Below are 25302 nucleotides of genomic sequence, written 5' to 3' on the forward strand. Positions count from 1 at the left end.
TTGTAATCTAAATTCAAAGAAAATTTTATGAGTTCATACGATGTAGCCATTATTGGCTCAGGACCAGGAGGATACGTAGCAGCAATACGTTGTGCGCAATTGGGATTGAAAACGGCAATAATCGAAAAGTACAGCACTTTAGGGGGGACCTGTCTTAATGTTGGTTGCATACCATCAAAGGCTTTGTTGGATTCTTCTCACCACTACGAAGATGCTGTCAAGCATTTTGAAGCACACGGGATTGATATTCCTGGAGAAATAAAAGTGAATCTAGAGCAGATGATTGCTAGAAAGGCAGCTGTTGTAAAACAGACGTGCGATGGTGTTAAGTTCTTAATGGATAAAAATAAAATTGATGTTTTTGAAGGGATGGGTAGTTTTAAGGATGCTACTCACGTCAATATTAAAAAGAACGATGGTAGTACAGAGACAATTGAAGCTAAGAATTCGATAATTGCTACCGGAAGTAAGCCTGCAAGTCTTCCGTTTATTAAAATTGATAAGGATCGGATTATAACTTCTACAGAAGCTTTGACTTTAAAAGAAATTCCAAAGCACCTTATTATTATTGGTGGTGGCGTGATCGGTCTGGAATTAGGCCAGGTGTATAAACGTCTTGGTGCCGATGTAACTGTGGTTGAGTACATGGATAGAATTATACCTACTATGGATGCTTCCCTTTCCAAAGAATTAACAAAGGTTCTAAAGAAACAGAAGGTAAAATTCAATCTTTCGAGCAAAGTTAAATCTGTAGAAAGAAAAGGCGACGAAGTTATTGTGAAGGCCGATGATAAAAAAGGCAAAGAGATAGAGTTAAAAGGTGATTACTGTCTTGTGGCCGTAGGTAGAAAACCCTATACGGATGGTTTAAATGTTGAAGCTGCCGGCGTTAAATTAGATGCCAGAGGTAAGGTAGAGGTAAACGAACATTTACAGACTTCAGCTTCTAATATTTATGCGATCGGAGATGTTGTTCGTGGTGCTATGTTGGCTCACAAGGCAGAGGAAGAAGGTACTATGGTTGCTGAGCAATTAGCGGGTCAGAAACCTCATATTGATTATAATTTGATTCCCGGTGTTGTTTATACTTGGCCAGAAGTAGCTTCTGTTGGTAAAACTGAAGAAGAGCTTAAGGAAGCCGGTATAGAATATAAAGTAGGTCAATTTCCAATGCGCGCATTAGGTCGTTCTAGAGCCAGTATGGATTTAGACGGATTCGTAAAAATATTAGCGGATAAGAAAACAGATGAAGTTTTAGGAGTGCACATGATAGGAGCCCGTAGTGCAGATTTAATTGCGGAAGCGGTTACTGCAATGGAATTCCGTGCATCTGCAGAGGATATTTCAAGAATGAGTCACGCGCATCCTACTTTTGCCGAAGCGGTGAAAGAAGCGGCGTTGGCAGCCACGGAAGACCGTGCGTTACATATTTAGATTTAAGGACACCATAAATAAAAATCCCGTCTGATGAAATTAGACGGGATTTTTTTGTTGTAATTATTTATGGCTTCCGTCGCAATAGGGAGGGTTACTGGTTAGTTTACAGGTGCAAATTCGTGCATCTTTGTCTTCATCCACTTCAAAAACCAAGGAGCCGGGTTTAGCATGTTGTTTATGCGAACCGTCGCAAAAAACGTTTGTTTCTGAATGCCCACACGTACACCATGCGTATCTTTTATTTTTCTCTAGGGCTAATTTAACGGGGGTAAACTTTTGATCACTCATTATAGTCGTTATCTTAAATTTTGGTTGAAAACCTTAAAAATAAAGGATTCCTGTCTAGGGCTTATGTTTTAGGGGTTATTTGTATTCAATCCTAATAGGAGGAGCTGGGTTTGGATTAAGGTGTATTGGTGCTAATCCTATTGCGAGGCCTATTTTTTAAGTAACAGATACTTCTATGGCCTGGATTTATATCATCTATATGGTTCAATTTTTTGCTAAGCCAACTCTTCTTAGAAATCTAAAAAATTGATTTTTTGATATTTGGAAAACCTGTATGGCTAGAATTTCAATTTTAGCCTGTGCAAACCTAAGAACGATTGCCAGCCTTAACTTTACAGCTTCTTTATTGTCTTCATATTTAAGTGCAGTGTAAGTGCAAACAACCATAAACGTGAAGGCTCCTAAAATTGATATAGTAGGCGTAAGGGAGTGATTAAGAAACCGATACAACCCTAGCCCTGTAAACGTGCCGTAAAGAATAATAAAATGAATGATGTAGATAGATAATGTACTTTGTCCAATTTTCAGAACCGTCCTGTTTTTCAGTAAGCTTCTGAATAGCATAAACACACTGAAAACAATTAATACATCTCCTAATCTTATGAATAAGTAATTATTAAAGTAAATATTAGCAAATAACTGTAAATCAGTCCATTTTGAAATTATCAAAAACAAATCCGATGAAAAAAGAATAAGTAATGCCCCAGTTATTGCAAAAAGCGGAATAGCTACTGAATATAAGTACTTGGAATTTTTAAATTTCGTAAAAACAACAGAAAGAAAGCCTCCAAATGCGGCATAGCCAAACCAAGGTATAATTGTAAATACGGAGCCGTTCGCCTTCGTTAGGTAGTTGGCAAAAGCATTCGGAAGAAATGAAAACCCCCAAGTCTTATAGGTAGGCTCAAAAATAAACAACAGAGCGGTTATGCTTAACAGGGCCAAAGGAAAGGAATATTTTTTTTGCTTTTGAGCTAGAAGATATATGCCAATGATGCCTAATAAAGAAAGACCAATACAATGCAGAACATCTACAAGGTAGAAAGAGTCGTAAAATTTACCTTGAAGAAGGCCAAAAAGATTCATTCGGAGTAGGTATCCAATAAAAAGTAGCTCAAGGCCTCTTCGTACTCCTTTTTTAACCCTGGGATTTTGAATTCCGGTTTTGTCACCTTTAATCAAAAGGTACGTAAATATAAAGCCGGAAACCGTAAAGAATACTGGTGCTGTAATACCTCTAAAGTATTTCCAAATAGAAAAAGAGGTGCTTGTGCCATCTCTAAAGGCAGTATCAAGTAGCCCATCTATAAAATGCCCTTGTAGCATCATTAAGATAGCCCATGCTCGCATGGCATCAATAAAGTATAGTCTTGTTGTTTTATTTTCCAATACTGATAATTTCAATAGTTGACAAAAGCATCATTAAAACTCAAAACTTTGCATTTTAGTGCGTGTACTCATAATGGCTGTCAAATGCAAACAACAGGTTTAGCTGTCTTATATACTTGTAATACAGTTAGTTTGGATGTTTGCGATGCAAAATTAGATAAAATACTCGCAATTCAACTGTATTTGCTATATTTTCGCTAAAACACATTAAACAATCAATTATGGCTTCGATATTAGCATTTGCCGGTAGTAATTCTTCTAAATCAATAAATTATCAATTGGTAAAACATACGGCTTCAATAATAGAAGGTCATAAAGTTCATTTGTTGAATATGGCTAATTTCCCTTTTCCAATGTTTAGTGAGGACTACGAAAGAGATAATGGGTACTCAAACTCACTTGTTGAGCTTAAGAACGACATGATTAAGGCAGATGGTATTATTGTTTCGGTAAATGAACATAACAGTGCTCCATCAGCATATTTTAAAAATTTAACGGATTGGCTTTCTCGTGTGGAGCGTAAATTTTTAGATGGTAAGCCAGTACTTTTGATGTCTACTTCTGGAGGTCAACGAGGAGGTGTTTCGGCCTTGGAGGCTACTAAAGCTGTTTTGCCAAGATTTGGGGCAGATGTAGCTGCAACATTTACTCTTCCTTCCTTTCAAGAGAATTTTAAAGAAAAAGCGGGTATCGTTAACGCAGAGCTTGCCGAGGAACATCGTGCCGCAGTAGACCAATTTTTAAGTAAACTTTAAAGCAACATTCATTTGCGCATTTCTGCTTCGTTCACTGTTTCTGATATTGCAAGATTTAAAGAACGGCTTTTGCTTTGGGCTCAACAATTTGAAGAGATTGTTTGGTTGGATAGCAACGAGCATCATGGTAAGTACAGTTCCTTTGATGCTTTACTGGCCGTTGATGCACTAACAACAATTAAGACGGATAGTGATGAAGCCTTTAAAAAGTTAAAGGAGTTTCAGGGGCAAGCCAAAGATTATATTTTCGGGTATCTTTCATATGATCTGAAAAATGATGTGGAACGTCTATCTTCCAAGAATGATGATGGGCTAGGGTTTGCAGAGTTGTTTTTCTTTCAGCCTAAAAAGATAATTAAAATTACAGGAAACACCGTTCTTTTTGAGTATTTGCTTATGGTGGATGATGAAGTTCAATCTGATTTTGAATTGATTTCAAAAGGTTTAAGGGTTGAGGAGCCTACAGTGATTACGGAAAACATCAGAATCAAACTCCGCATTTTTAAGGACGAGTACTTTCGGCAGGTAAGGAAAATGCTGAACCATATTCATCGTGGTGATATTTATGAAGCTAATTTTTGTCAAGAGTTTTACGCGGAAGACACTCAAATCAGTCCATTTAAGACCTATCAGAAGCTAAATAAGATATCGGAGGCCCCGTTTGCGTCATTTCTTAGGGTGTACGATAACTTTTTGCTTTCGGCCTCTCCAGAGCGCTATTTGCGAAAAGAAGGTGAAAAGATAATTTCTCAACCTATAAAGGGAACGGCAAAGAGAGCATCTGAGGTTGAGGAGGATAAACGACTGATAACAGCTCTAAAAGGCGACCCCAAGGAGCGAGCGGAAAATATAATGATTGTAGACCTGGTTCGTAATGACCTGTCCAAAAGCGCTTTAAAGGGTAGTGTGGAGGTAGAGGAGCTATGCGAGGTCTATACCTTTGAACAGGTGCATCAAATGATTTCTACCGTGGTGGCCAATGTGGCAGAGAATGTAAACCCTGTGGATATCATTAAACAAACTTTTCCTATGGGAAGTATGACCGGCGCTCCTAAGGTATCCGCCATGAAAATAATAGAGGAACTGGAGGCTTTTAAAAGGGGTTTGTACAGTGGAGCAGTAGGGTATTTTACCCCAAGAGGCGATTTTGATTTTAATGTAGTGATACGCAGTATTCTTTATAATGCTACCAAAAAATACGTATCGTATTCCGTGGGAGGTGCAATTACAGCAAAAGCGATTCCTGAGAAAGAATATGAAGAGTGCTTGTTGAAGGCGAAGGCTATGCGCGAAGTTCTGGAAGGTTAGGCCTTGGAAAACGTAAGCTTGTTTGCTACTTCTAAATTGTAATTCTTGATTACCTTTGTGATGTGTTAGAGGAGTTCCATGAACATATCGTAACCAATTTTCAAAACGTGCTGAAAAGTAAATTTCTGCTAGCTTGTAGTGGGGGTTTGGATAGTGTTGTATTGGTTGATCTTTGCAGTAAGTCTAAATTGGATTTTGCTATAGCACATTGTAATTTTAATTTAAGAGGCGAAGCTAGTAATGGTGATGAGGCGTTTGTGCGGGAATTATCTTTGTTGAACGATAAAAAATTTTACATAACTAATTTTGATACAATTGGTTATGTTAAAAAAAATAAAGTATCAATTCAAGTGGGGGCAAGAGAGTTAAGATATGATTGGTTTGCAAAAATAATGCAAGAAAATGATATTGGAACCTTGGTTACGGCACATCATATAGATGATAGTGTGGAGACTTTTTTGATCAATCTTTCTAGGGGAACGGGTATAGATGGTTTGACTGGAATTCCTGAAAAAACGGATACATTGTCAAGGCCACTTCTTCGCTTTTCAAGAAGTCAAATTTTGGAGTATGCGCAGTCCCAGAAATTACGGTGGCGAGAAGATGCTAGTAATGCGGATACTAAATATCTGAGGAATAAAATCAGACATGAAATCGTTCCTTTACTGAAAGATTTGAATCCCTCTTTTTTAAAGAACTTTACAAAAACCCAAGATTACCTTTCTGAAAGTGCGGCTTTAATTGATTCTCAGGTTAAAGAATTGAAATCGCGGTTATTTAAGGGAGACACTGGTGTTATTCGCATCTCAATAGCAGAACTGTTGAAATTAGAACCTGTTTCAGCTTACATCCATGCTTTATTTAAGAGCTACGGCTTTACTGAGTGGAATGATGTAGAAAATCTTCTATCGGCTATGAGCGGTAAGAAAATTTATTCTAAAACCCATCGTTTGGTTAAGGATAGAGAGTTTCTCTTGTTAACGGAGGTTAAGGAGGAGGCAGATGCTCAATATCAAGTGCTGGATGGGCAAATGGAGATTTTAGAACCTGTTCAACTTAAGATTGAAACAGTAAACGACCTTTCGGTAAAAAACAAGAACACACTCTACATTGATAAAAAAGCGTTAAAGTACCCGTTAACGATAAGGAAATGGAAAAATGGCGACTACTTTTACCCTTTGGGAATGAAAGGAAGAAAAAAGCTTTCTAAGTTTTTTAAAGATGAGAAAATAGATGTGGTTTCCAAAGAGCAACAATGGTTGCTTTGTAGTGGTGAAGAGGTGGTATGGATAATAGGTAGACGGGCAGATGAACGTTTTAAAGTAACAGAAAATACAAGTGATATTTTAAAATTCACATTAAATTGATGAAGCATATAATAGTATTTACCGCGTTGTTTTTTAGTGTTTTAAGTGTTTTTTCTCAGGATGATGATAATCCGGTGAAATGGTCGCAAGAAGTAAAGAAAATCAACGATACGGATTATGAGTTGGTACTTAAAGGAGATATTGCTGAAGGTTGGCATATCTTTTCACAATTCACCTCAGAAGGTGGTTCTTTGCCAAGTGAGTTTGATTATAAAAAAGTTGGTGAAGGGTATGAGCTTTTGGGTAAAACTGTAGAGAGTGAGACAGTGGTGGAATACAGTGATGTTTTTGAAGTAGATGAAACTTTTTTCAAAGAAACTGCCATTTTTACCCAGAAAATACGGTTGCTAGATTCTAGTGTAAACCAGATTGACATTAATCTTTTCTACCAGGTGTGTAAGGAGGTTTGTATTCCGGTAGACCAAGATTTTAGTTTTGTTCTTGATGGCGGTGCTGCGGTAAAAGAAGAAAAAATTATAGATGAACACAGTAAAACTCTAGGAGCGGCATTAAAGCTAGACCTAAAGAAAAGAGAGCTTTTAGGAAATTCCCATGATGGGGTTGAGACAGGATCTAGTCTTTGGATGATTTTTGGCTTAGGGTTTTTAGGTGGATTAATAGCATTGTTAACGCCTTGTGTTTTTCCAATGATTCCGCTTACGGTGTCTTTCTTTACCAAACATTCACAGCAGAAATCAAAAGGTATTATAAATGCCCTGTTATACGGTCTTTTTATTGTTTTGATATACTTTTTACTCAGTTTGCCTTTCCATATTTTCGATTCGGTAGATTCTCAAATATTGAATACGATAGCTACTAATATTTGGCTGAACATAGCATTTTTCTTGATTTTCGTTTTCTTTTCGTTTTCCTTCTTTGGTTATTATGAATTGACATTGCCTAGTTCTTGGGCCAATAAGATGGATGCTGCTTCTTCTAAAATAGGAGGGGTCATGGGTATTTTCTTTATGGCGGTTACCTTAGCAATCGTTTCTTTCTCCTGTACGGGTCCTATTTTAGGAGGGCTTTTAGGAAGTACCGTCTTGGAAGAGGGTGATGTAGCGGTAAATCTTTCTGCGGGCATGACCGGTTTTGGTGTTGCATTAGCGTTACCGTTTGCTCTTTTTGCCTTGTTTCCTGCTTGGTTGAATTCTTTGCCAAAGTCCGGTGGGTGGATGACAACCGTAAAAGTGGTGTTAGGGTTTTTGGAATTGGCATTGGCACTTAAGTTCCTTTCTAATGCGGATTTGGTTGGTAATTGGGGTATTCTAAAACGAGAAATATTTTTGGGTATATGGATAGTGTTGTTTGTTTTATTGACACTATATCTTTTTGGGGTTTTCAAATTTCCTCATGATGGTCCTAAAAAGAAACTTTCTTTAGGGCGAAAAGCAATAGGTTTCCTTAGTGCTGGCTTTTCAATCTATATTATATTGGGCCTTTTAGGAGTTTCCAGCCTAAAATTGTTGAGTGGTTTTCCGCCACCGGCATTCTATAGTGTTTTTGAAACCGAAAGCGATTGTCCTCTGGGTATCAACTGTTTTAAAGATTTTGAAGAAGGCGTAGCGTATGCAAAGGAGGTAAATAAGCCAATTCTATTGGATTTTACGGGTTGGGCATGTGTCAACTGTAGAAAAATGGAGGAAAACGTTTGGAGTGAGCCTGATGTGTATGAGATTTTAAAAGAAGATTATGTTCTTATCTCACTATACGTAGATGATCGAAAGGAGTTGCCAGAGTCTGAGCAATTCGATTTTAAATATGATACAGGCCGTGTAAAACATATTGAAACCATAGGGCAGAAGTGGGGTACTTTTCAGACGGTTAATTTTAATGCGGCCTCTCAGCCGTATTATGTTCTAATGTCGCCAGATTTGGAAATCTTGAATAATGCCGTTCAGTACACGGATGGTGATGTGTATCTGGAATGGCTTTTAGAAGGGCTGAATAATTTCGAGGAAAAATAGAATTTATCTTTCACATACTAAATAGAAAATAAAAAGGCCGCCATATAAAGGCGACCTTTTGCATTAAATATCTATAAAATAATTATCTAGCGACACTTCTTGGTGCTGCCGTATTTGTAATTGAGTTTAACTCTGTAAGAAAAGCCAGGTGTACTGCTTCTTGACTAAGAATTTTGCCTTTTTTCTTTGCGCCATTGGCTAAGTCATAACCAGCTTTAGCTGCAGCTAAACGTTGTGCAGGCGTACCGTGATGGCCAGGATTTTCAAAACCACAATCACCTATATTAAAAAAAGCAGATAAAAAGTCTTCAACGCGTTTCCAGTTATAAGTGGCTCCTCTTTTGTGGGTTAGATAGTAACCTGTAATGAAGTCAGCTTCTAGTTCGGTCATTCTAGTAGATTCAGGAGTGTTACTAAACGCAGGTAATGGGTATTCCCAGTTTTCAAAGTTTAAGAATTGTATTTGGTGCCCCCATTCATGGGCTAAAATACTTGACCAAACCACTTTTGGGTCTAGACCAGTATCTTCAAGTAATGTTATGATACCGTCACCAATTACAATTGTCCTGTCAAAAGTGGCAAAACCATCTGATGCAAAAAATGGGTTTTCAGGTATTTGGTCGCTACCAATATTAAAAGTCTCCGCAATGCCCAAGATATAATCAATTTCTTCTGCAGGCGCATCGGAGTAATTTTCATAAACGTACCGGATAAAGTCTAAATCCTCTAGTGTAGCTGTATGTTGACCGTTTACGGTTATTGAATTACTCATATCCCAAAACTTTTCAAGACTCTTAGTACGTTGTTTCACGTAGTTCGTGTACTCTCCATCTGCTCCAAAGTAATCGGTGTTCTTGTTTTCGTATGCCGCTGCAATTTGGTTTATGGCAAAATAATCTTCTAGAATTATACTAATTGCATCAGGATTACCGTCCCATGCAGAGATAAAGCCATCTATTACCAGATTGTTATAATAATCCGCTACCTCATTAAAGGGAGTATCTTCACACTCACTAGGCTCAACTGCGCTAGATAAATTTAAATCGAGCTCAAATTCTCTTACAGCACCAGAGAAGTCTAGATTAAAATGACCATTAGTAGGTGTTTGAATTGAAGCCGTTGCATTCACAGCCGATGGCGCAGCAGTTTCTTCTATTTGAATGGAATCATCTGAACAGGAACCTAGCATTAGTCCAGTAGCTACCGCTAGGGACAAAAGTTTTCTTTGATTTTTTTTCATTTTTAGTGTTTTTTTATGATTTGCCCTGAAAGTATTAACTTTTTTTAACAAGAAGTGTTAAATAACAAACAGATTGAGTAAGAATTAAGAAGAAAAATTGTAATTAGTTCGCTATGAGATTTATATAGTTGAAAGTTATACATATAGAAATGTTATTATTTTCAGTATTGTCTATAAGTTTAATGATTCCGTCTGGAAGGACTTAATAGTAGTTCGCCCATGAATTTTATTCGCCATATAAAAAATTCCTATATTACATGAAAACTTGAAATTGAATGAGAATATTTAAACGATTGGGGTTGGGTTTACTCACTCTTATTGGTGTTCTAGCCGTAATCATCGGTGGTTTTACATATCACTTAAAACCAGATTACGATGGTGGAAAAAAACTTGAGGGTCTTTCTCAAGAGGTGCAGGTTTATTATGACACTTACGGGATTCCACATATTTATGCGGATAATGACAAAGATGCATTTAAGGCATTGGGTTATGTGCATGCTCAGGATAGGCTTTGGCAAATGGAGCTCTTACGCCGTATTGGCAGTGGTGGATTGGCAGAAGTGTTTGGGAAGGATCTATTGAGCACGGATAAGTTCTTTCTGGCATTGGGAATAGATGACTATTCCGCTGAAACCATAGCAAAGTTGAATGCATCTGATGCTGCTGTACAGATGTCTCAGGCATATTTGGAAGGGGTTAATCAGTTTATTGCAGATGGCCCCACACCTGTAGAATTTTATCTTACCGGCTTAGAAAAAAAACCTTTTGTCATTAAGGATGTATATAATACCTTAGGGTATATGGCTTTCAGTTTTGCTATGGCACATAAGACTGATCCGTTATTAAGTAAAATAAAGGATAAGCTAGGTTTTGAATATTTAAAAGATTTAGAAATCAATAGCGATACTACCACTCTGAGGATAAAAAACTATCCTATTACAAGGTCGGATTCAATACGTGAATCCATTTCAGAAGTAATGTCCTCGCTTGAGCAGTTGTCAATCCCACTTTTTGAAGGTAGTAATGGGTGGGCAATAGCACCTTCAAAGACTAAAAATGGTAAGGTAATTTTCGCGAATGATCCTCATATAGGGTTTTCTCAACCATCCGTGTGGTTCGAAGCTCATGTTCGTACGCCTAATTATGAAAAATATGGGTATCATTTGGCTGGGGTGCCATACCCTATCTTGGGTCACAATAGAAAACTGGCCTATGGTATGACCATGTTCGAGAATGATGATGTTGATTTTTATTATGAGAAAACACATCCTGAGGACCCAAGAAAATATAAAAATGGCAATGATTGGAAGGATTATGAGGTGATTGCAAAAACAATAAAGGTAAAGGATTCTGATGATGTCCGATTTTCTTATAAGAAAACAAACCATGGTCCCATCTTAAATGGTATTGCAGATCAGGTTTCTGGAGACCGCCCAATAGCTATGTGGTGGATATTTACCAAAGTTGAAAATAAATTGCTTAACGCCTTGTACAATATGTCTTATGCAAATGGGCTGAGTGAGTTTGGTAAAGCCTTGGAGGAACTGCATGCACCAGGTTTAGGTATTGTATATGGAGATGCGGAAGATAATGTGGCCTGGTGGGCGGCAGCTAAACTTTATAAAATCCCGGATAGTATAAACACAAAATTTGTGAACGAGGCGGGCAAAGGACTTCCTGTGGAAAAAGAATATTTGGGTTTTAATGAAAATCCGCATGCTGTAAATCCGCCATGGCACTACGTGTATTCGGCCAATAATCAGCCGGATTCTATTGCAGGAATGCTATACCCCGGGTATTATTTGCCAGAAAATAGGGCAAGAAGAATAGATGAACTGTTGAAGGGAAAAAATGATTGGGATAAGGAGGCTGTTGCCAATATGATTACGGATGACATTTCCCCTGTAAACGTTGAGATAGTTTCAGAACTATTAAAAAGAGTAGAGGTAGATAGTCTTAATGATGAGCATTTAAAAATTTTAGATGCCTTAAAACTATGGAAGGGCGATTATCCAAAAGAGAGTGTAGAAGCTACAGTTTATCATAGATGGTTGTATGTCATTTTAAAAAATACCTTTAAAGATGAGTTGGGTGAAACGCTTTTTGAGGAATTGCTCAATACGCATTTGATTAAGCGCACGATTGCGCCAATTATAGCAAATGAAAGCTCTATTTGGTGGGACGACACAAGTACACAAAATATAACTGAAACCAAGACAGATATTATAAATACATCCTTTAGGGAAGCGTTAAAGGATTTAGAAGGAAAATTAGGAGAAGATAGGTCTTCTTGGGTATGGGCTCGTGTTCATACTATTGAGCATGGCCACCCTATTGGGCAGATAGATGCTCTTAGATCGTTTTTCAATGTGGGTCCGTTTTCCGTAAGAGGTACTCGCGATGTTATTAATAATATGTATTTTCCGTATACTGAAGACGGAGAGAACAAAGTAAGTTCGGGTCCATCAACAAGGCGGGTGATAGACTTTTCCGATATAGAAAACGGAATGAGTATTTTACCTACGGGACAATCTGGAAACCCGTTTAGTACACATTACAAGGACCAAGCTAAAATGTATGTCAATGGACAATTTAGAAAGATGATGCTAAACAAAGATGAGATAAAGTCTACTGCAAAATCAAGGCTTACTTTAAAGCCTGAAAAATAAAAAAGCCTAAGCCCCTGTTTTAATAAAAAGGACAAAAGATAATCTAGCCATAGAATACTAAATAACAAACCAATATGCTCACCAAAGTTTTTGGAAGTGCCGTTTTTGGAGTCGATGCGACTACAATTACCTGCGAAGTAAATGTTGATAAAGGAGTTGGCTACCACCTGGTAGGCTTACCCGATAATGCTATCAAGGAAAGTAACTATCGGATTGCGGCAGCGCTTTTGAATAATGGGTATAAGATTCCGGGTAAAAAGATTACTTTAAACCTTGCACCGGCCGATTTACGTAAAGAGGGCTCCGCGTATGACTTGACTTTGGCTATTGGCATTCTAACAGCCTCAGGGCAAATTAAACTAGAGAATGTAGAAAAGTATATAATTATGGGTGAACTTTCCTTAGATGGCGGTCTTCATCCCATAAAAGGAGCTTTGCCAATTGCCATTAAGGCAAAGGAGGAAGGTTTTGAGGGGTTTATATTACCAAAGGAAAATGCAAAAGAAGCAGCTATTGTTTCCGATTTAAAAGTATATGGAGTAGAGAATATTAGTGAGGTAATCGAGTTTTTTGATAATGGCACTCCGTTAGAGCAGACCATAATAAATACACGTGAAGAATTTTATAAGACGTTAGATTTCCCTGAATTCGATTTTGCCGATGTCAAGGGGCAAGAGAGCATTAAACGTTCTATGGAAATTGCTGCGGCAGGTGGCCATAATATAATTTTGGTTGGTCCTCCGGGCGCAGGAAAAACTATGCTAGCCAAACGGTTGCCATCAATTTTGCCACCAATGACTCTGCACGAGGCTTTAGAAACTACCAAGATTCATAGTGTGGTTGGAAAGATAAAGAACATGGGGCTTATGAGTCAACGTCCGTTTAGAAATCCCCATCACACTATAAGTTCTGCTGCACTTGTTGGGGGAGGAAGCTACCCGCAACCAGGTGAGATTTCTTTGTCCCATAATGGCGTACTTTTTCTAGATGAGCTACCTGAATTTGAACGTAGGGTACTTGAAGTAATGCGCCAACCTATGGAAGACCGAGAGGTGACTATAGCACGTGCACGTTTTACGGTTACCTATCCCAGTAGTTTTATGTTGGTGGCAAGTATGAACCCAAGCCCAGGAGGCTATTTTAATGACCCAGATGCACCGGTAACCTCATCGCCAGCAGAAATGCAAAGGTATTTAAGTAAAATATCTGGACCGTTATTAGATCGTATTGACATTCATATTGAAGTGACGCCGGTTCCTTTTGAAAAACTATCCGAAGATAGAAAAGGAGAAAGTAGTGTAGAAATCAGAAAACGGGTGACGGCAGCAAGAGAGCTTCAGACTGTACGATTTGCTGAATACCCCAATGTACATTACAATGCTCAAATGAATACTAAGCAGATTAGAGAATTCTGTAGATTGGACGAACCTTCTAAAGAATTGCTTAAGAATGCCATGGAGCGTTTAAATCTGTCCGCGCGTGCCTATGACCGTATTTTAAAGGTTGGGCGTACGATTGCAGATTTAGAAGGAGTGGAGGCGGTAAACGGGACACATATTGCAGAGGCAATACAATACCGGAGCTTGGATAGAGAGGGTTGGCTGGGGTAGGAACCAAAAAAAGCTCCAATCTTATAAGTTAGGATAGGAGCTCTAGGTAATCTAAGTTTGAACTTTTAATAGATTTCTAAAATGGAGAATTGTTGTAAAGAAAAATCGCCATTACGATTATAAAAATAACATTGAACGCAACATAGGCGTAGGTTAGTTTATCTCTTGTTTTCATAGAATATCAGTGTTGTTACTTCAACAAAGTTAAAAGTATGTACTCATAAGAAACAGAGAAAAACCTCACAATTTTTGGGGTTTTTATTTCAATAAAAAAGGTAATTGTTCAAGAAGAACTTTTGATACTCGGTAAGGGAATTTATAAAAAATGCTCCAAGACCCGTTTTAATTGATGTTGGAGCTATATTTGTATTAATGTACCGTGTAGAATATGACGTATAGCGACCAGAGGAAACAAAAGGCGCAAAAGATATAAACAAGGTAATCGTTAAGAGTAGTTTTTTCTTTCATAGTAAATGGTTTACATATAAAACGCCAGACTGTGGTGTTAGCACTGGTATATATCGGGCAAAGGGCATTAAATTCGATTGAAAACCGGAATCCCGTTAACTTGCAGAGAGAATTCCATGAACGGAAAATCCAGAAAATCACCTCATCCCATTATTGAAACAATTCATCATGCCACATTTAGCATTGGATGTAGTTGGTTTGAATTAATTAGAATGAATTTGTTAGAATTAACGTAAAGAAAATATAATAGTACGGGGTATCTTGTAAATGAGTTTGTTCAGATATGCGTAATTGTCGTACTACAGGTTGGTTATAAGGTAGGCTAAATGAACTAAATCAAAGAGATGGACTAGTAGAAATTAAATTTTTCTGTAGAAGTAGGTGTTATTAGTTGCTACAACTGAAACTCCCCGTTTCCGTGATCTTCTTCCCCTTTTTTGTCAACAGCGAATACATCTTTAAGAATGTAGGCCACTATTATTGTAATTCCCACTGCAAGAAGCGGAATTGCATAGGATTCGTTCAGCATATTCAAAAGACTGCCAGCTATTATAGCTAGAGCACCTACAACCATAGCTAGGTTCCATAGAACGCGGGCCATGTTGTTTTTTTGTCTACGGTCTTCGTCTAAGAAGTATGCAGTGCCCTCCATGATAAACCAAGTAATAAAGGAGATAGCAATAAGAATTTGAAAGAGTAGGGTAAAGGGTAAATCCAACACCCTGAAAATTCCATTGAGTGCCCAGCTGACTACCATTACCAGTTTAACCCCATCTATAAAGACTTTTGTTTCTTTTTTCCAGAAACGAATGCTGTAAAGCAAAAGAATAGCGGTAAATGCTACAAAAATAGTTTCTGAAGCGTATGGCCAATGAAAAATGCGCGATAGCATGCCCAATAACAAAATTGCGATTGAAATTCTCAACGGAGTCTTTAAAATCTTTGTAGTATTTGACATGGCAATAAGGTTTTAAGTTTATATCGCTTTGATATGTACACGCAAGCCTTCCATTATCCCTAGAATATTTGTAACGGTTTCTTTAAGATAATATTTTATAAGAACATGAGGTATTCGTATCGTGGTAAAGCCATTTTTAAACGAATGCATCGCTTCTTCTAGGTCATTTATGGCTTGTTCGTGAGTCATCATATGATACTCCGTATCTATTTCAATATTGAGTTTTACTCTTGATATAGCTATATCTATTGACTTGGTGCCATCCCACCACTCTAACATGGACGATACGCCGGCTTCTTTAAGACCATAGTATAATTGTATGGCTTCGGGTGGTGTTTGATTGATTTGTGTCAATTTGGCCATTCTTGGTCTATGTTCACTACATAATTCAACACCTAGGGTATCCATAGAGTGTTTGTGATCAATGTAGCCAAGCGCTTTATTACATTCTAAACAATTCATTTCAGTAGGTCAATTTGGCCCCGGATAAAATGAGGGGGAAGTTCGATTTGGGATAATAATAACCTGTAATTTCTGCGGATATTATATCCATTCGATATACAGCACCCTAGTTTTAGATGAACTGCAATTTTTTAGATAAACGGCATTAAAAAATGTTAAAACTGTGGTGAAACAAGGGCTTGCGAGAGATGGTTCGTTTAGCCTAGTCTTAGTTAAGATAAGGTCTTTTCTCACAAGAAGTTTAAAAGTTTATGAGTATTTTAGATATTCTAAATTTTAAAATGACGCCAATTTATATTGATTTAAACTGTGATGTTGGAGAAGGTGTTGGTAACGAAAAAGAACTCTTACCTTTTATTTCTTCTTGCAATATAGCCTGTGGAGGGCATACTGGAGATAAGGCCTCTATGGCCAACGTTGTTCAATTAGCAAAGGAAAACAAAGTACTGGCAGGTGCTCACCCTTCTTATCCTGATGTTGCTAATTTTGGAAGAGTTTCTATGGATATGGATGAAAAAGTTTTTACTGAAAGTGTAAATGTCCAGATAAGAAGCCTAGTTGAGGTGCTGAACGAAGCAGATGTTCAATTACATCATATTAAACCACATGGTGCGCTTTACAATGACTTAGCCAAAGATCACCAATTGGCCCTTTGCTTTTTAAAAGCAGTTAAAAATTATAAGAATTCTACTTATTTATATGTTCCTTATGCCTCGGTAATAGAGAGGTTAGCTGTAAAAGAGGGATTTCGGGTAAAGTATGAAGGTTTTGCGGATCGGAACTATGAAGAAGACTATAGTCTGGTTTCAAGAAAGCATCCAAAGGCATTGATAATTGATAAAGGAGATGTTTTGGAGCATATAATAGAAATGGTAAACGATAAGAAAGTAACCACAATTAACGGAAAGCGGTTATCAATTTTTGTGGATACCCTATGTATTCATGGAGATACACCTTCTGCATTGGAAATAGTATTGTATCTTACTCAGGAATTACCAAACCATAATATTTGCATAAAAAGTGAATAGTTATCCTATATCCATACGACCTTTTGGCATTCATGCAATTCTCTTAGAGTGGCCTAGCAGGGTAGACGTGGCCATTTTGGAAGATATTCTGCAATTCACCCAATACATTAAAGAGTGTTGTTTAAAGGGAGAAGAATGGGAGATTGTTCCAGCCTATAATTCGGTTACACTTATTTATAGGGAAGCCCCAATAAATTTTAAAGAATTAAAAACCAAACTTCTTGATTGGTATAAAGAAGACATCAAGGTGGTTAAACGTCAAAAAAACCTATGGCGTTTGCCTGTATGTTATGATGAGGATTTTGGAATAGATCTAAAAGAGCTTTCTGAGAAATCAGGAAATACTATTGATGAGTTGGTAAAACTTCATACTTCTCATATCTATACGGTTTTTGGAATAGGTTTCTTGCCAGGGTTTACTTATTTGGGTGGAGTGCCGGAGGAATTACAATTTAATAGAAGACCGGAGCCTCGCTCTAAAGTCTTGAAAGGTTCCGTAGGTTTGGCAGGAAAGCAAACTGGTATTTATCCTCAAGATTCTCCAGGAGGGTGGAATATTATCGGAAAGTGTTCCGTACCTATGTTTGATCCTAAGGCAAAGGAACCTTGTTTTATAAGTGTTGGTGACCAAGTGCAATTCCATAAGATAACAAAGGCTGAATTTGATTTGTACGAAATTGAAAGTGAAGTTGGGATTTATAAACTTGAAAAAATAGTGTTAGATGCTTAAAGTTCTTAAATCAGGTCTGTTTACCGCTGTTCAGGATATAGGCAGGTATGGCTATTTAAACAAAGGTGTGCCCGTTGCTGGATTTATGGATGGTGTTTCAGCTAAAAAAGCAAATCGGCTTTTAGACAATGATGCCCATGCTGCCGTTTTGGAGATTACCATGACGGGTCCTACACTATTTTTTGAGGAAGCAACTTATATATGTATGACCGGTGCATTACTTTCTGCAACATTGAACAATGAACCTATTAACAATTATGAGGTAATAAAAATCAAGGAGGGCGATATTCTTTCCTATGGTAAGCTGGAGAAAGGTTTTAGAAATTATCTTGCAATCAAAGGAGGTTTTAAAACACCTTTGTTTTTGGGTAGCCGTTCACTTTTCTCTTCGGTAACAAAGAAGAACCATCTTGTAGATGGCAATGAATTGGAATATGATGAGTGTTCACATTTTGAACCTAAAATAAGTAAGCTAAAAGTAGATTCTTTTTTAGATGAAAAAGATTTAATGGTAACCCAGGGTCCTGAATACGGACATCTTTCAGATAAACAATTGGAAATGATATTCGGAAAGAAATTTAGTATATCCAATGAAAATAATAGAATGGCCTATCAATTAGAAGAAAAAATAGTAGGGCTTTCTATTTCTATGATTACTTCTGCTACTTTGCCCGGTACGGTTCAGTTAACCCCTTCTGGCAAATTAATCATTTTAATGAAAGACGGTCAGACTACAGGAGGATATCCTCGGATACTACAACTTTCGGACAGAGCGATTTCAGTACTTGCCCAGAAAAAATATGGTGATGAGGTTCGTTTCAAATTGAATGCATAATTATAACAGGGTATTTCTGCGAATAATTCATTGGTGTTCGTTTACATTTTGTTTAATATTGTTCTAATGAAAATCAAAGTGTATACAATGGTATTGATTAAGGTCATTCTCGAAAGAGAGTGATGCAGATTTTCGTTGTTAAGAAAGGCCTGTATCATAATTTATATGATGCAGGCCTTTTTTATGTTTTAGATGTTTTTAGCAAAAAAAGAATCATCTTCTTCGTAAAAATAGCAGTGTGTAGTTGAAAAAAAATGAATTGAATATGATAAAATTAAGCAGTTAAATTATTGAAATTCAATGTTTTGTATAATAATTTTAACTATTGGATTTAGATGCGAAAGCCACACCTAAACCCCTGAAATATAGAAAAGAATACCTTTGAGTAGAGAGAGTACATATTGTAAAAGGAACAACCAATTATATAGCACTTAATGGAACTGAATAAATACAGTAAAAACGTAACACAAGACCCAACACAACCAGCCGCACAGGCAATGCTTTATGCCATCGGTTTTAAAGATGAAGATTTTAACAAGCCGCTAATTGGCATCGCGAGTACTGGTTATGAGGGGAATCCTTGTAACATGCACTTAAATGATTTGGCCAAGTTGGTAAAGGAGGGTGTGAACTCAAAAGAAACTGTCGGTCTTATTTTCAATACCATTGGCGTTAGTGATGGTATTTCTATGGGTACACCTGGAATGCGTTTCTCTCTTCCTTCCAGAGATATCATTGCAGATTCTATGGAAACAGTCGTACAAGGAATGTCATATGACGGTCTTGTAACTGTTGTTGGGTGTGATAAAAATATGCCGGGTGCGCTTATTGCGATGTTACGTCTTAATCGTCCAGCAATTTTAGTTTACGGTGGCACCGTAGCTTCGGGATGTCATAATAGTAAAAGGTTGGATATTGTTTCTGCTTTTGAAGCATGGGGCGAGAAAGTAGCTGGTACGATGAAAGAGCCTGAGTACAAAGAAATAATCAAAGAGTCAATACCAGGAGCGGGAGCTTGTGGGGGTATGTATACAGCTAATACAATGGCATCTGCAATTGAAGCTTTGGGTATGTCTATGCCTTACAATTCTTCTAATCCTGCTATTAGTAATGAAAAAAAGGAAGAAAGTATAGCGGCTGGTAAACAAATGCGCCTTCTTATAGAAAAGGATATTAAACCTTTGGATATTGTTACGCGTAAATCTCTAGAGAATGCTATACGTTTGGTTACCATATTGGGTGGTTCAACAAATGCCGTACTGCACTTCTTGGCTATTGCAAGAGCCGCGGATATTAAATTTACACTGCAGGATTTCCAGCATATAAGTGATACCACTCCGTTTATTGCGGATTTAAAACCAAGTGGTAAGTACTTAATGGAAGATGTTCACCGTGTTGGTGGAATCCCAGCGGTTTTAAAATATCTATTGAAAAATGGAATATTACATGGTGATTGTTTAACGGTTACCGGTAAAACGTTAGCTGAAAATCTAGAATCGGTTCCGGATTTAGAAGAAGGTCAAGATGTAATCATGCCTTTGGAGAACCCGATTAAGGCTACGGGTCACTTGCGTATGTTATATGGGAATTTAGCAGAGAACGGTTCTGTAGCTAAAATTACAGGTAAAGAAGGGTTGTTGTTCAAAGGAACAGCTAAAGTTTTTAACGGAGAGTACGCTGCCAATGATGGTATTCGTACGGGCTTGGTTAAGAAAGGTGATGTTGTGGTCATTCGTTATGAAGGACCAAAAGGAGGTCCTGGTATGCCGGAAATGCTTAAGCCTACCGCTGCTATTATGGGAGCGGGACTAGGTAAAGATGTTGCATTAATTACAGATGGTCGCTTCTCTGGTGGTACACATGGTTTTGTTGTAGGACATATTTCACCGGAAGCACAAGAAGGTGGGAATATTGCTTTGGTAGAAGATGGCGATATTATTACCATTGATGCGGAAACCAATTCAATTAATGTAGAGGTTTCGGACGAGGTATTGGCAAAAAGAAAAGAATCTTGGGTTGAACCTGAGTTGAAGTTTAAGAAAGGTGTGTTGTACAAATATGCACGATCAGTATCATCCGCTGCACAAGGTTGTGTAACCGATGAGTTTTAATGAACATGAAAGGATTTTTCGGAGTATAAAGAGAAATCACAAGCAGAGAGGTCTCTGCAAACTAGCTATTATAAGGAATGAAGGCCTATGGAAACAGTTAAGATCAAAACGGAAGTGAACCCAAAGAAAACAAAAATGAAGATTAGTGGTGCAGAAGCCATCATACATTGTTTGCTGGCAGAGGGTGTAGATTTGCTATATGGTTACCCAGGTGGTGCGATCATGCCTGTTTATGATGAACTATATAAATTTCAGGATAAACTAACGCATATCTTAACGCGTCATGAGCAAGGTGCTACACATGCAGCTCAAGGGTATGCTAGGGTTTCGGGTAGAGTTGGGGTTGCTATGGCTACATCTGGTCCTGGGGCTACAAATCTGGTTACTGGTTTGGCGGATGCTCAAATAGATTCTACGCCAATGGTTTGTATAACGGGGCAGGTTACCCGTCATTTGCTCGGGTCCGATGCTTTTCAAGAAACGGATATTATCGGAATTTCCACTCCGGTTACGAAATGGAATTATCAGATAACCGAAGCTTCTGAAATCCCTGAAATTATGGCCAAGGCTTTTTATATAGCCAAGTCTGGCAGACCGGGTCCGGTGTTGGTAGATATCACTAAAAATGCTCAGATAGATGAGTTTGATTTTAGTTATGAAAAATGCACAGCTGTACGTAGTTACAATCCGGTACCTAAACCTAACGTTGAAGCTATAGAAGCTGCTGCTAAACTTATTAATAATGCTAAGAAACCACTTATAGTTTGGGGTCAAGGTGTTATATTAGGAAAAGCTGAAGAAGAGCTCAAAGCTTTAGTTGAAAAGTCTGGCGTTCCTGCAGCGTGGACTATTATGGGAGCTTCCGCGTTGGACAATGAACATCCTTTAAATGTGGGTATGGTTGGTATGCATGGTAACTATGGGCCAAACGTATTAACCAATGAGTGTGATGTTTTGATTGCTATTGGTATGCGTTTTGACGACCGTGTTACGGGTAGTTTGGATACCTATGCGAAACAAGCAAAGGTTATCCACTTTGAAATAGATAAAGCGGAAATCAATAAAAACGTTCATGCAGATGTTGCTGTTTTAGGTAATTCCAAAGAAACGCTTGGATTATTGTTGCCAATGCTGAAAGAAAATAAACATACGGCTTGGCATAACGAATTCAAAGAGAAGTATAAAGTTGAATTTGAACAAGTAATCAAAAACGATATTCACCCAACTAAAGAGGGGTTGACTATGGGTGAGGTCATTGAGCAGATAAATATTGAATCTGAGCAAAAAGCCGTAATTGTTACGGATGTAGGGCAGCACCAGATGATTGGTTGTCGTTACGCCAAATTTAAGCAGAGCAAGAGTAATATAACGTCTGGTGGTCTTGGGACTATGGGATTCGCTCTTCCTGCGGCTATTGGTGCTAAAATGGGCGCTATGGAGCGTGAGGTCGTTGCTATTATTGGTGATGGCGGTTATCAAATGACCATACAAGAATTGGGGGTTATCTTTCAACATAATGTACCTGTAAAAATAGTGGTGTTGAATAATGAACACTTGGGCATGGTGCGCCAGTGGCAAGAACTTTTCTTTGACAGAAGGTACGCTTCAACGGTAATGACCAATCCTGATTTTGTCAAGATTGCAGAAGGGTACAGTATAGAGGCCAGAAGAGTAAGTACTCGTGAAGATATGAAGGCCGCAATTAAGGAAATGATTGCTTCTAAAAATCCGTATTTCCTTGAAGTAAAGGTAGAGCAGGAAGATAATGTGTTTCCAATGATTCCTTCTGGAGCTTCGGTTTCTGAAGTCCGTCTTAAATAACCTGCTAGAACAATACTTCATTTAACTATCCATTTAAATCAACCCAGGTGTTAGATTCCAATATACAGGACAAGCCAGAAATTCATTCGCAAATAGAACAGAAGTCAAAGGACATAGGCTTTACTATGCCTTCTGATTTGTATATAGGTACACTGCTAAAAACCCTTATGGCTTCAAAACCCAAAGGAAGGTTTTTGGAATTGGGCACGGGAATCGGTTTGAGTCTTTCTTGGATGGTAGATGGTATGGATTTGGAATCTGAATTGATATCAGTCGATAACGATTCAAAGCTAATTGAAATTGTTTCGGAATATTTCAAAGCGGATAAAAGAGTAGAGCTTATTTGTGAAGATGGTTCAAAATGGATAAAAAATTATTCCGGAGATAAGTTCGATTTGATTTTTGCCGATGCTTGGCCTGGTAAATATAGTGAGATTGATGAAGTATTGAACTTTATCAAAGTAGGTGGTTTTTATGTCATAGATGATATGACCGCTCAACCCAATTGGCCAGAAGGGCATGAAGATAATGTAGAGCGGTTGGTTGCTTATTTAGAAGAAAGAGATGACGTTACATTGACCAAATTAAATTGGTCCACGGGCTTGATTATTGCAGTTAAGAATAGTTGAGTAATGCGATTTGAATCGCAGATTTTGAAATATTAGGTTGTAAAAACTTGCTCTCGGGTGCAGCCGAGAGGTTAAAAAATTACATGTTTGTTATCGGCTGCGCTCGATGAAACCTTATTAAATTGAACAATGGAAAAAGAATGGTTTACCATATCGGTATATTCGGAAAACAATGTAGGTTTACTGAATAGAATTTCTGGAATTTTCTTAAAGAGACACATTAATATAGAGAGTTTAAACGTCTCAAAATCAGAAATTGAAGGTGTTTCAAAATTCACTATAGTCGTCCATACTACGGAAAAATGGACACGTAATATCGTGGGACAAATAGAGAAACAAATAGAGGTTATAAAGGCATTTTATCATACTGATGAAGAAACTATTTATCAAGAATCCGTTCTGTTCAAAATAGCTTCTAATTTACTTTTTGACGAAAGACAAATTCAGAATATCATTAAGGACAACAATTCGCAAATAGTAACGGTTGCCCGAGACTTTTTTGTAATTGCAAAGTCTGGCCGTAGAAATGAAATCAACGAAATGTATGACCAACTAAAACCTTTTGGTATTATGCAGTTTGTGCGCACAGGTCGTATTTCGGTTTCAAAAGAAGAAATGCAGATTACAGCTTTATTGAACGAGTTTTATCAAGATAAATAACAAAATAGAAATCAATAATTAATTTAATAAAAGATTCTGGTCAACGTCTATTTTTAAAGTAGCTTTGGGTGGAATTTAAAACACGATTGAAAAATGGCAAATTACTTTAATACACTATCATTGAGAGATCAATTGAAGCAATTGGGCAAATGTAGGTTCATGGATGCTTCGGAATTCGCCGATGGTGTATCTGCTCTAAAAGGAAAAAAAATAGTTGTTGTTGGTTGTGGAGCCCAAGGCTTGAACCAAGGTTTGAACATGCGTGATTCTGGTTTGGATATCGCTTATACCTTGCGTGATGCTGCAATTAAAGAAAAAAGACAGTCATTTTTAAATGCCACAGAAAACGGATTCACCGTTGGTACATACGAAGAATTGATTCCTTCTGCGGATGTTGTTATCAACCTTACTCCGGATAAGCAGCACACAGCTGTTGTTAATGCTGTAATGCCATTAATGAAAAAAGGAGCTACATTATCATATTCACACGGTTTTAATATCGTAGAAGAAGGTACGCAGGTTCGTGAAGATCTTACGGTTATCATGGTAGCGCCAAAGAGTCCAGGTTCAGAGGTTCGTGAAGAGTACAAAAGAGGTTTTGGTGTGCCAACATTAATTGCGGTTCACCCGGAGAACGATCCAGAAGGAAAAGGTTTGGAACAAGCTAAAGCATATGCAGCCGGTACAGGTGGTCATAGAGCAGGTGTTCTTGAGTCTTCCTTTGTTGCTGAAGTAAAGTCGGATTTAATGGGGGAGCAAACAATCCTATGTGGGTTGTTGCAAACCGGAAGTATCCTTTGTTTCGATAAAATGATCGAGAAAGGCATTGATGCTGGTTATGCTTCCAAATTAATTCAATACGGATGGGAAACCATTACGGAAGGAATGAAGTACGGGGGTATCACTAACATGATGGACCGTCTTTCCAACCCTGCCAAAATTAAAGCTTTTGAACTTTCAGAAGAATTGAAGGATATTATGCGTCCGCTTTTTCAAAAGCATATGGATGATATTATGACCGGTCATTTCTCTAAAACAATGATGGAAGATTGGGCTAACGATGATAAGAACTTATTAACATGGAGAGCGGAAACTGGCGAAACCGCTTTTGAAAAAACTCCTGCAGGTAGTGTTAATATTTCTGAACAAGAGTTTTATGACAATGGTGTATTAATGATCGCTATGGTTAGAGCTGGTGTAGAATTGGCTTTTGAAAGTATGACGGAATCCGGAATCATTGGTGAATCTGCTTATTATGAGTCATTACATGAAACTCCGCTAATCGCTAATACCATTGCAAGAAAAAAGTTGTTCGAAATGAACCGTGTTATTTCTGATACCGCTGAGTATGGTTGTTATTTGTTTGATCATGCATGTAAGCCGTTGTTGACGGATTTCATGAAAAAGATAGATACAGATGTTATTGGTAAAGCATTTGCTGCCGATAAAGGTAATGGTGTAGATAATGCTAAGTTAATTACGGTTAATAAGGCACTGCGTGATCACCCAGTAGAGATTGTAGGCGCAAGACTTCGTGGCGCTATGACGGCAATGAAGCCGATCGTATAAT

At 37.8% G+C, this 25302-nt stretch carries 20 protein-coding genes; 15 read left to right on the plus strand and 5 right to left on the minus strand.

The annotated features are described in order from the left end of the window. The first annotated feature begins 27 nt into the window (after window positions 1-27). Window positions 28-1434, plus strand: a complete 1407-nt coding sequence (lpdA, locus tag KO521_RS06025; RefSeq protein WP_215939000.1) for a dihydrolipoyl dehydrogenase — start codon at window positions 28-30, stop codon at window positions 1432-1434. 63 nt (window positions 1435-1497) lie between these two features. On the opposite strand, the gene KO521_RS06030 is transcribed toward lpdA, so the two are convergent. Then, window positions 1498-1725, minus strand: coding sequence for a CDGSH iron-sulfur domain-containing protein (locus KO521_RS06030; protein ID WP_215939001.1), 228 nt, complete (start codon window positions 1723-1725; stop codon window positions 1498-1500). Window positions 1726-1929: 204 nt separating this feature from the next. Further along, window positions 1930-3129: a heparan-alpha-glucosaminide N-acetyltransferase domain-containing protein gene (locus tag KO521_RS06035; RefSeq protein WP_289846360.1), complete on the minus strand. Its 1200-nt coding sequence runs from the start codon at window positions 3127-3129 to the stop codon at window positions 1930-1932. A gap of 206 nt (window positions 3130-3335) precedes the next feature. On the opposite strand from KO521_RS06035, the gene KO521_RS06040 reads away from it, so the two are divergent. The 4 genes from KO521_RS06040 (at window position 3336) to KO521_RS06055 (ending at window position 8511) form a co-directional block, all read left to right on the plus strand. Next, on the plus strand, window positions 3336-3869 hold the full coding sequence (locus KO521_RS06040; RefSeq protein ID WP_215939002.1) for an NADPH-dependent FMN reductase: 534 nt from the start codon (window positions 3336-3338) through the stop codon (window positions 3867-3869). 12 nt (window positions 3870-3881) lie between these two features. Then, window positions 3882-5177: an anthranilate synthase component I family protein gene (locus tag KO521_RS06045; protein WP_215939003.1), complete on the plus strand. Its 1296-nt coding sequence runs from the start codon at window positions 3882-3884 to the stop codon at window positions 5175-5177. A 107-nt stretch (window positions 5178-5284) separates the two neighbouring features. Then, a complete protein-coding gene (gene tilS / locus KO521_RS06050; RefSeq protein ID WP_354668196.1) occupies window positions 5285-6544 on the plus strand; it encodes a tRNA lysidine(34) synthetase TilS in 1260 nt (419 codons plus the stop codon). Continuing rightward, a complete protein-coding gene (locus KO521_RS06055) occupies window positions 6544-8511 on the plus strand; it encodes a protein-disulfide reductase DsbD family protein (RefSeq protein WP_215939005.1) in 1968 nt (655 codons plus the stop codon). The genes tilS and KO521_RS06055 overlap by 1 nt, the downstream gene beginning before the upstream one ends. A gap of 82 nt (window positions 8512-8593) precedes the next feature. On the opposite strand, the gene KO521_RS06060 is transcribed toward KO521_RS06055, so the two are convergent. Beyond that, window positions 8594-9751, minus strand: coding sequence for a hypothetical protein (locus KO521_RS06060; protein ID WP_215939006.1), 1158 nt, complete (start codon window positions 9749-9751; stop codon window positions 8594-8596). Between the two features lie 275 nt (window positions 9752-10026). Between KO521_RS06060 and KO521_RS06065 the strand changes: the two genes are divergently transcribed. Together KO521_RS06065 and KO521_RS06070 are read left to right on the plus strand one after the other, a co-directional pair. Next, window positions 10027-12420: a penicillin acylase family protein gene (locus tag KO521_RS06065; RefSeq protein WP_215939007.1), complete on the plus strand. Its 2394-nt coding sequence runs from the start codon at window positions 10027-10029 to the stop codon at window positions 12418-12420. 74 nt (window positions 12421-12494) lie between these two features. Next, on the plus strand, window positions 12495-14030 hold the full coding sequence (locus tag KO521_RS06070; RefSeq protein ID WP_215939008.1) for a YifB family Mg chelatase-like AAA ATPase: 1536 nt from the start codon (window positions 12495-12497) through the stop codon (window positions 14028-14030). An 862-nt stretch (window positions 14031-14892) separates the two neighbouring features. On the opposite strand, the gene KO521_RS06075 is transcribed toward KO521_RS06070, so the two are convergent. Both KO521_RS06075 and KO521_RS06080 read right to left on the minus strand, forming a co-directional pair. Further along, entirely contained in the window at window positions 14893-15456 is a 564-nt protein-coding gene (locus KO521_RS06075; RefSeq protein WP_215939009.1) for a hypothetical protein, read from the minus strand. Between the two features lie 18 nt (window positions 15457-15474). Next, window positions 15475-15918: a hypothetical protein gene (locus tag KO521_RS06080; protein ID WP_215939010.1), complete on the minus strand. Its 444-nt coding sequence runs from the start codon at window positions 15916-15918 to the stop codon at window positions 15475-15477. A 251-nt stretch (window positions 15919-16169) separates the two neighbouring features. Here KO521_RS06080 and pxpA point away from each other — a divergent pair, with 251 nt between their 5' ends. The 8 genes from pxpA (at window position 16170) to ilvC (ending at window position 25301) form a co-directional block, all read left to right on the plus strand. Next, window positions 16170-16946, plus strand: a complete 777-nt coding sequence (gene pxpA, locus KO521_RS06085) for a 5-oxoprolinase subunit PxpA (protein ID WP_252729888.1) — start codon at window positions 16170-16172, stop codon at window positions 16944-16946. Then, entirely contained in the window at window positions 16939-17676 is a 738-nt protein-coding gene (gene pxpB, locus KO521_RS06090) for a 5-oxoprolinase subunit PxpB (RefSeq protein WP_215939011.1), read from the plus strand. Before pxpA ends, pxpB begins: the two co-directional genes overlap by 8 nt. Next, a complete protein-coding gene (locus tag KO521_RS06095; RefSeq protein ID WP_215939012.1) occupies window positions 17669-18511 on the plus strand; it encodes a biotin-dependent carboxyltransferase family protein in 843 nt (280 codons plus the stop codon). Before pxpB ends, KO521_RS06095 begins: the two co-directional genes overlap by 8 nt. A gap of 434 nt (window positions 18512-18945) precedes the next feature. After that, the gene (ilvD, locus tag KO521_RS06100; RefSeq protein ID WP_215939013.1) at window positions 18946-20622 is read left to right on the plus strand and encodes a dihydroxy-acid dehydratase; all 1677 of its coding nucleotides are present in this window, start codon (window positions 18946-18948) and stop codon (window positions 20620-20622) included. A gap of 87 nt (window positions 20623-20709) precedes the next feature. After that, a complete protein-coding gene (gene ilvB / locus KO521_RS06105; protein WP_215939014.1) occupies window positions 20710-22443 on the plus strand; it encodes a biosynthetic-type acetolactate synthase large subunit in 1734 nt (577 codons plus the stop codon). 47 nt (window positions 22444-22490) lie between these two features. Continuing rightward, entirely contained in the window at window positions 22491-23072 is a 582-nt protein-coding gene (locus KO521_RS06110; RefSeq protein WP_215939015.1) for an O-methyltransferase, read from the plus strand. 129 nt (window positions 23073-23201) lie between these two features. Further along, a complete protein-coding gene (gene ilvN, locus KO521_RS06115; RefSeq protein ID WP_215939016.1) occupies window positions 23202-23732 on the plus strand; it encodes an acetolactate synthase small subunit in 531 nt (176 codons plus the stop codon). Window positions 23733-23825: 93 nt separating this feature from the next. Beyond that, on the plus strand, window positions 23826-25301 hold the full coding sequence (ilvC, locus tag KO521_RS06120) for a ketol-acid reductoisomerase (RefSeq protein WP_215939017.1): 1476 nt from the start codon (window positions 23826-23828) through the stop codon (window positions 25299-25301). Window position 25302 lies beyond the last annotated feature (1 nt).

This window comes from Zobellia uliginosa, assembly GCF_018860745.1.
GTDB classification, from domain to species: Bacteria; Bacteroidota; Bacteroidia; order Flavobacteriales; family Flavobacteriaceae; genus Zobellia; species Zobellia uliginosa_B.

What these genes read in the sequence shown, in the direction of transcription:
- lpdA (WP_215939000.1), top strand. Translation starts at nt 28, where the DNA reads ATGAGTTCATACGATGTAGCCATTATTGGCTCAGGACCAGGAGGATAC.
- KO521_RS06030 (WP_215939001.1), bottom strand. Translation starts at nt 1,725, where the DNA reads ATGAGTGATCAAAAGTTTACCCCCGTTAAATTAGCCCTAGAGAAAAAT.
- KO521_RS06040 (WP_215939002.1), top strand. Translation starts at nt 3,336, where the DNA reads ATGGCTTCGATATTAGCATTTGCCGGTAGTAATTCTTCTAAATCAATA.
- KO521_RS06055 (WP_215939005.1), top strand. Translation starts at nt 6,544, where the DNA reads ATGAAGCATATAATAGTATTTACCGCGTTGTTTTTTAGTGTTTTAAGT.
- KO521_RS06060 (WP_215939006.1), bottom strand. Translation starts at nt 9,751, where the DNA reads ATGAAAAAAAATCAAAGAAAACTTTTGTCCCTAGCGGTAGCTACTGGA.
- KO521_RS06065 (WP_215939007.1), top strand. Translation starts at nt 10,027, where the DNA reads ATGAGAATATTTAAACGATTGGGGTTGGGTTTACTCACTCTTATTGGT.
- KO521_RS06070 (WP_215939008.1), top strand. Translation starts at nt 12,495, where the DNA reads ATGCTCACCAAAGTTTTTGGAAGTGCCGTTTTTGGAGTCGATGCGACT.
- KO521_RS06075 (WP_215939009.1), bottom strand. Translation starts at nt 15,456, where the DNA reads ATGTCAAATACTACAAAGATTTTAAAGACTCCGTTGAGAATTTCAATC.
- KO521_RS06080 (WP_215939010.1), bottom strand. Translation starts at nt 15,918, where the DNA reads ATGAATTGTTTAGAATGTAATAAAGCGCTTGGCTACATTGATCACAAA.
- pxpA (WP_252729888.1), top strand. Translation starts at nt 16,170, where the DNA reads ATGAGTATTTTAGATATTCTAAATTTTAAAATGACGCCAATTTATATT.
- KO521_RS06095 (WP_215939012.1), top strand. Translation starts at nt 17,669, where the DNA reads ATGCTTAAAGTTCTTAAATCAGGTCTGTTTACCGCTGTTCAGGATATA.
- ilvD (WP_215939013.1), top strand. Translation starts at nt 18,946, where the DNA reads ATGGAACTGAATAAATACAGTAAAAACGTAACACAAGACCCAACACAA.
- ilvB (WP_215939014.1), top strand. Translation starts at nt 20,710, where the DNA reads ATGGAAACAGTTAAGATCAAAACGGAAGTGAACCCAAAGAAAACAAAA.
- ilvN (WP_215939016.1), top strand. Translation starts at nt 23,202, where the DNA reads ATGGAAAAAGAATGGTTTACCATATCGGTATATTCGGAAAACAATGTA.
- ilvC (WP_215939017.1), top strand. Translation starts at nt 23,826, where the DNA reads ATGGCAAATTACTTTAATACACTATCATTGAGAGATCAATTGAAGCAA.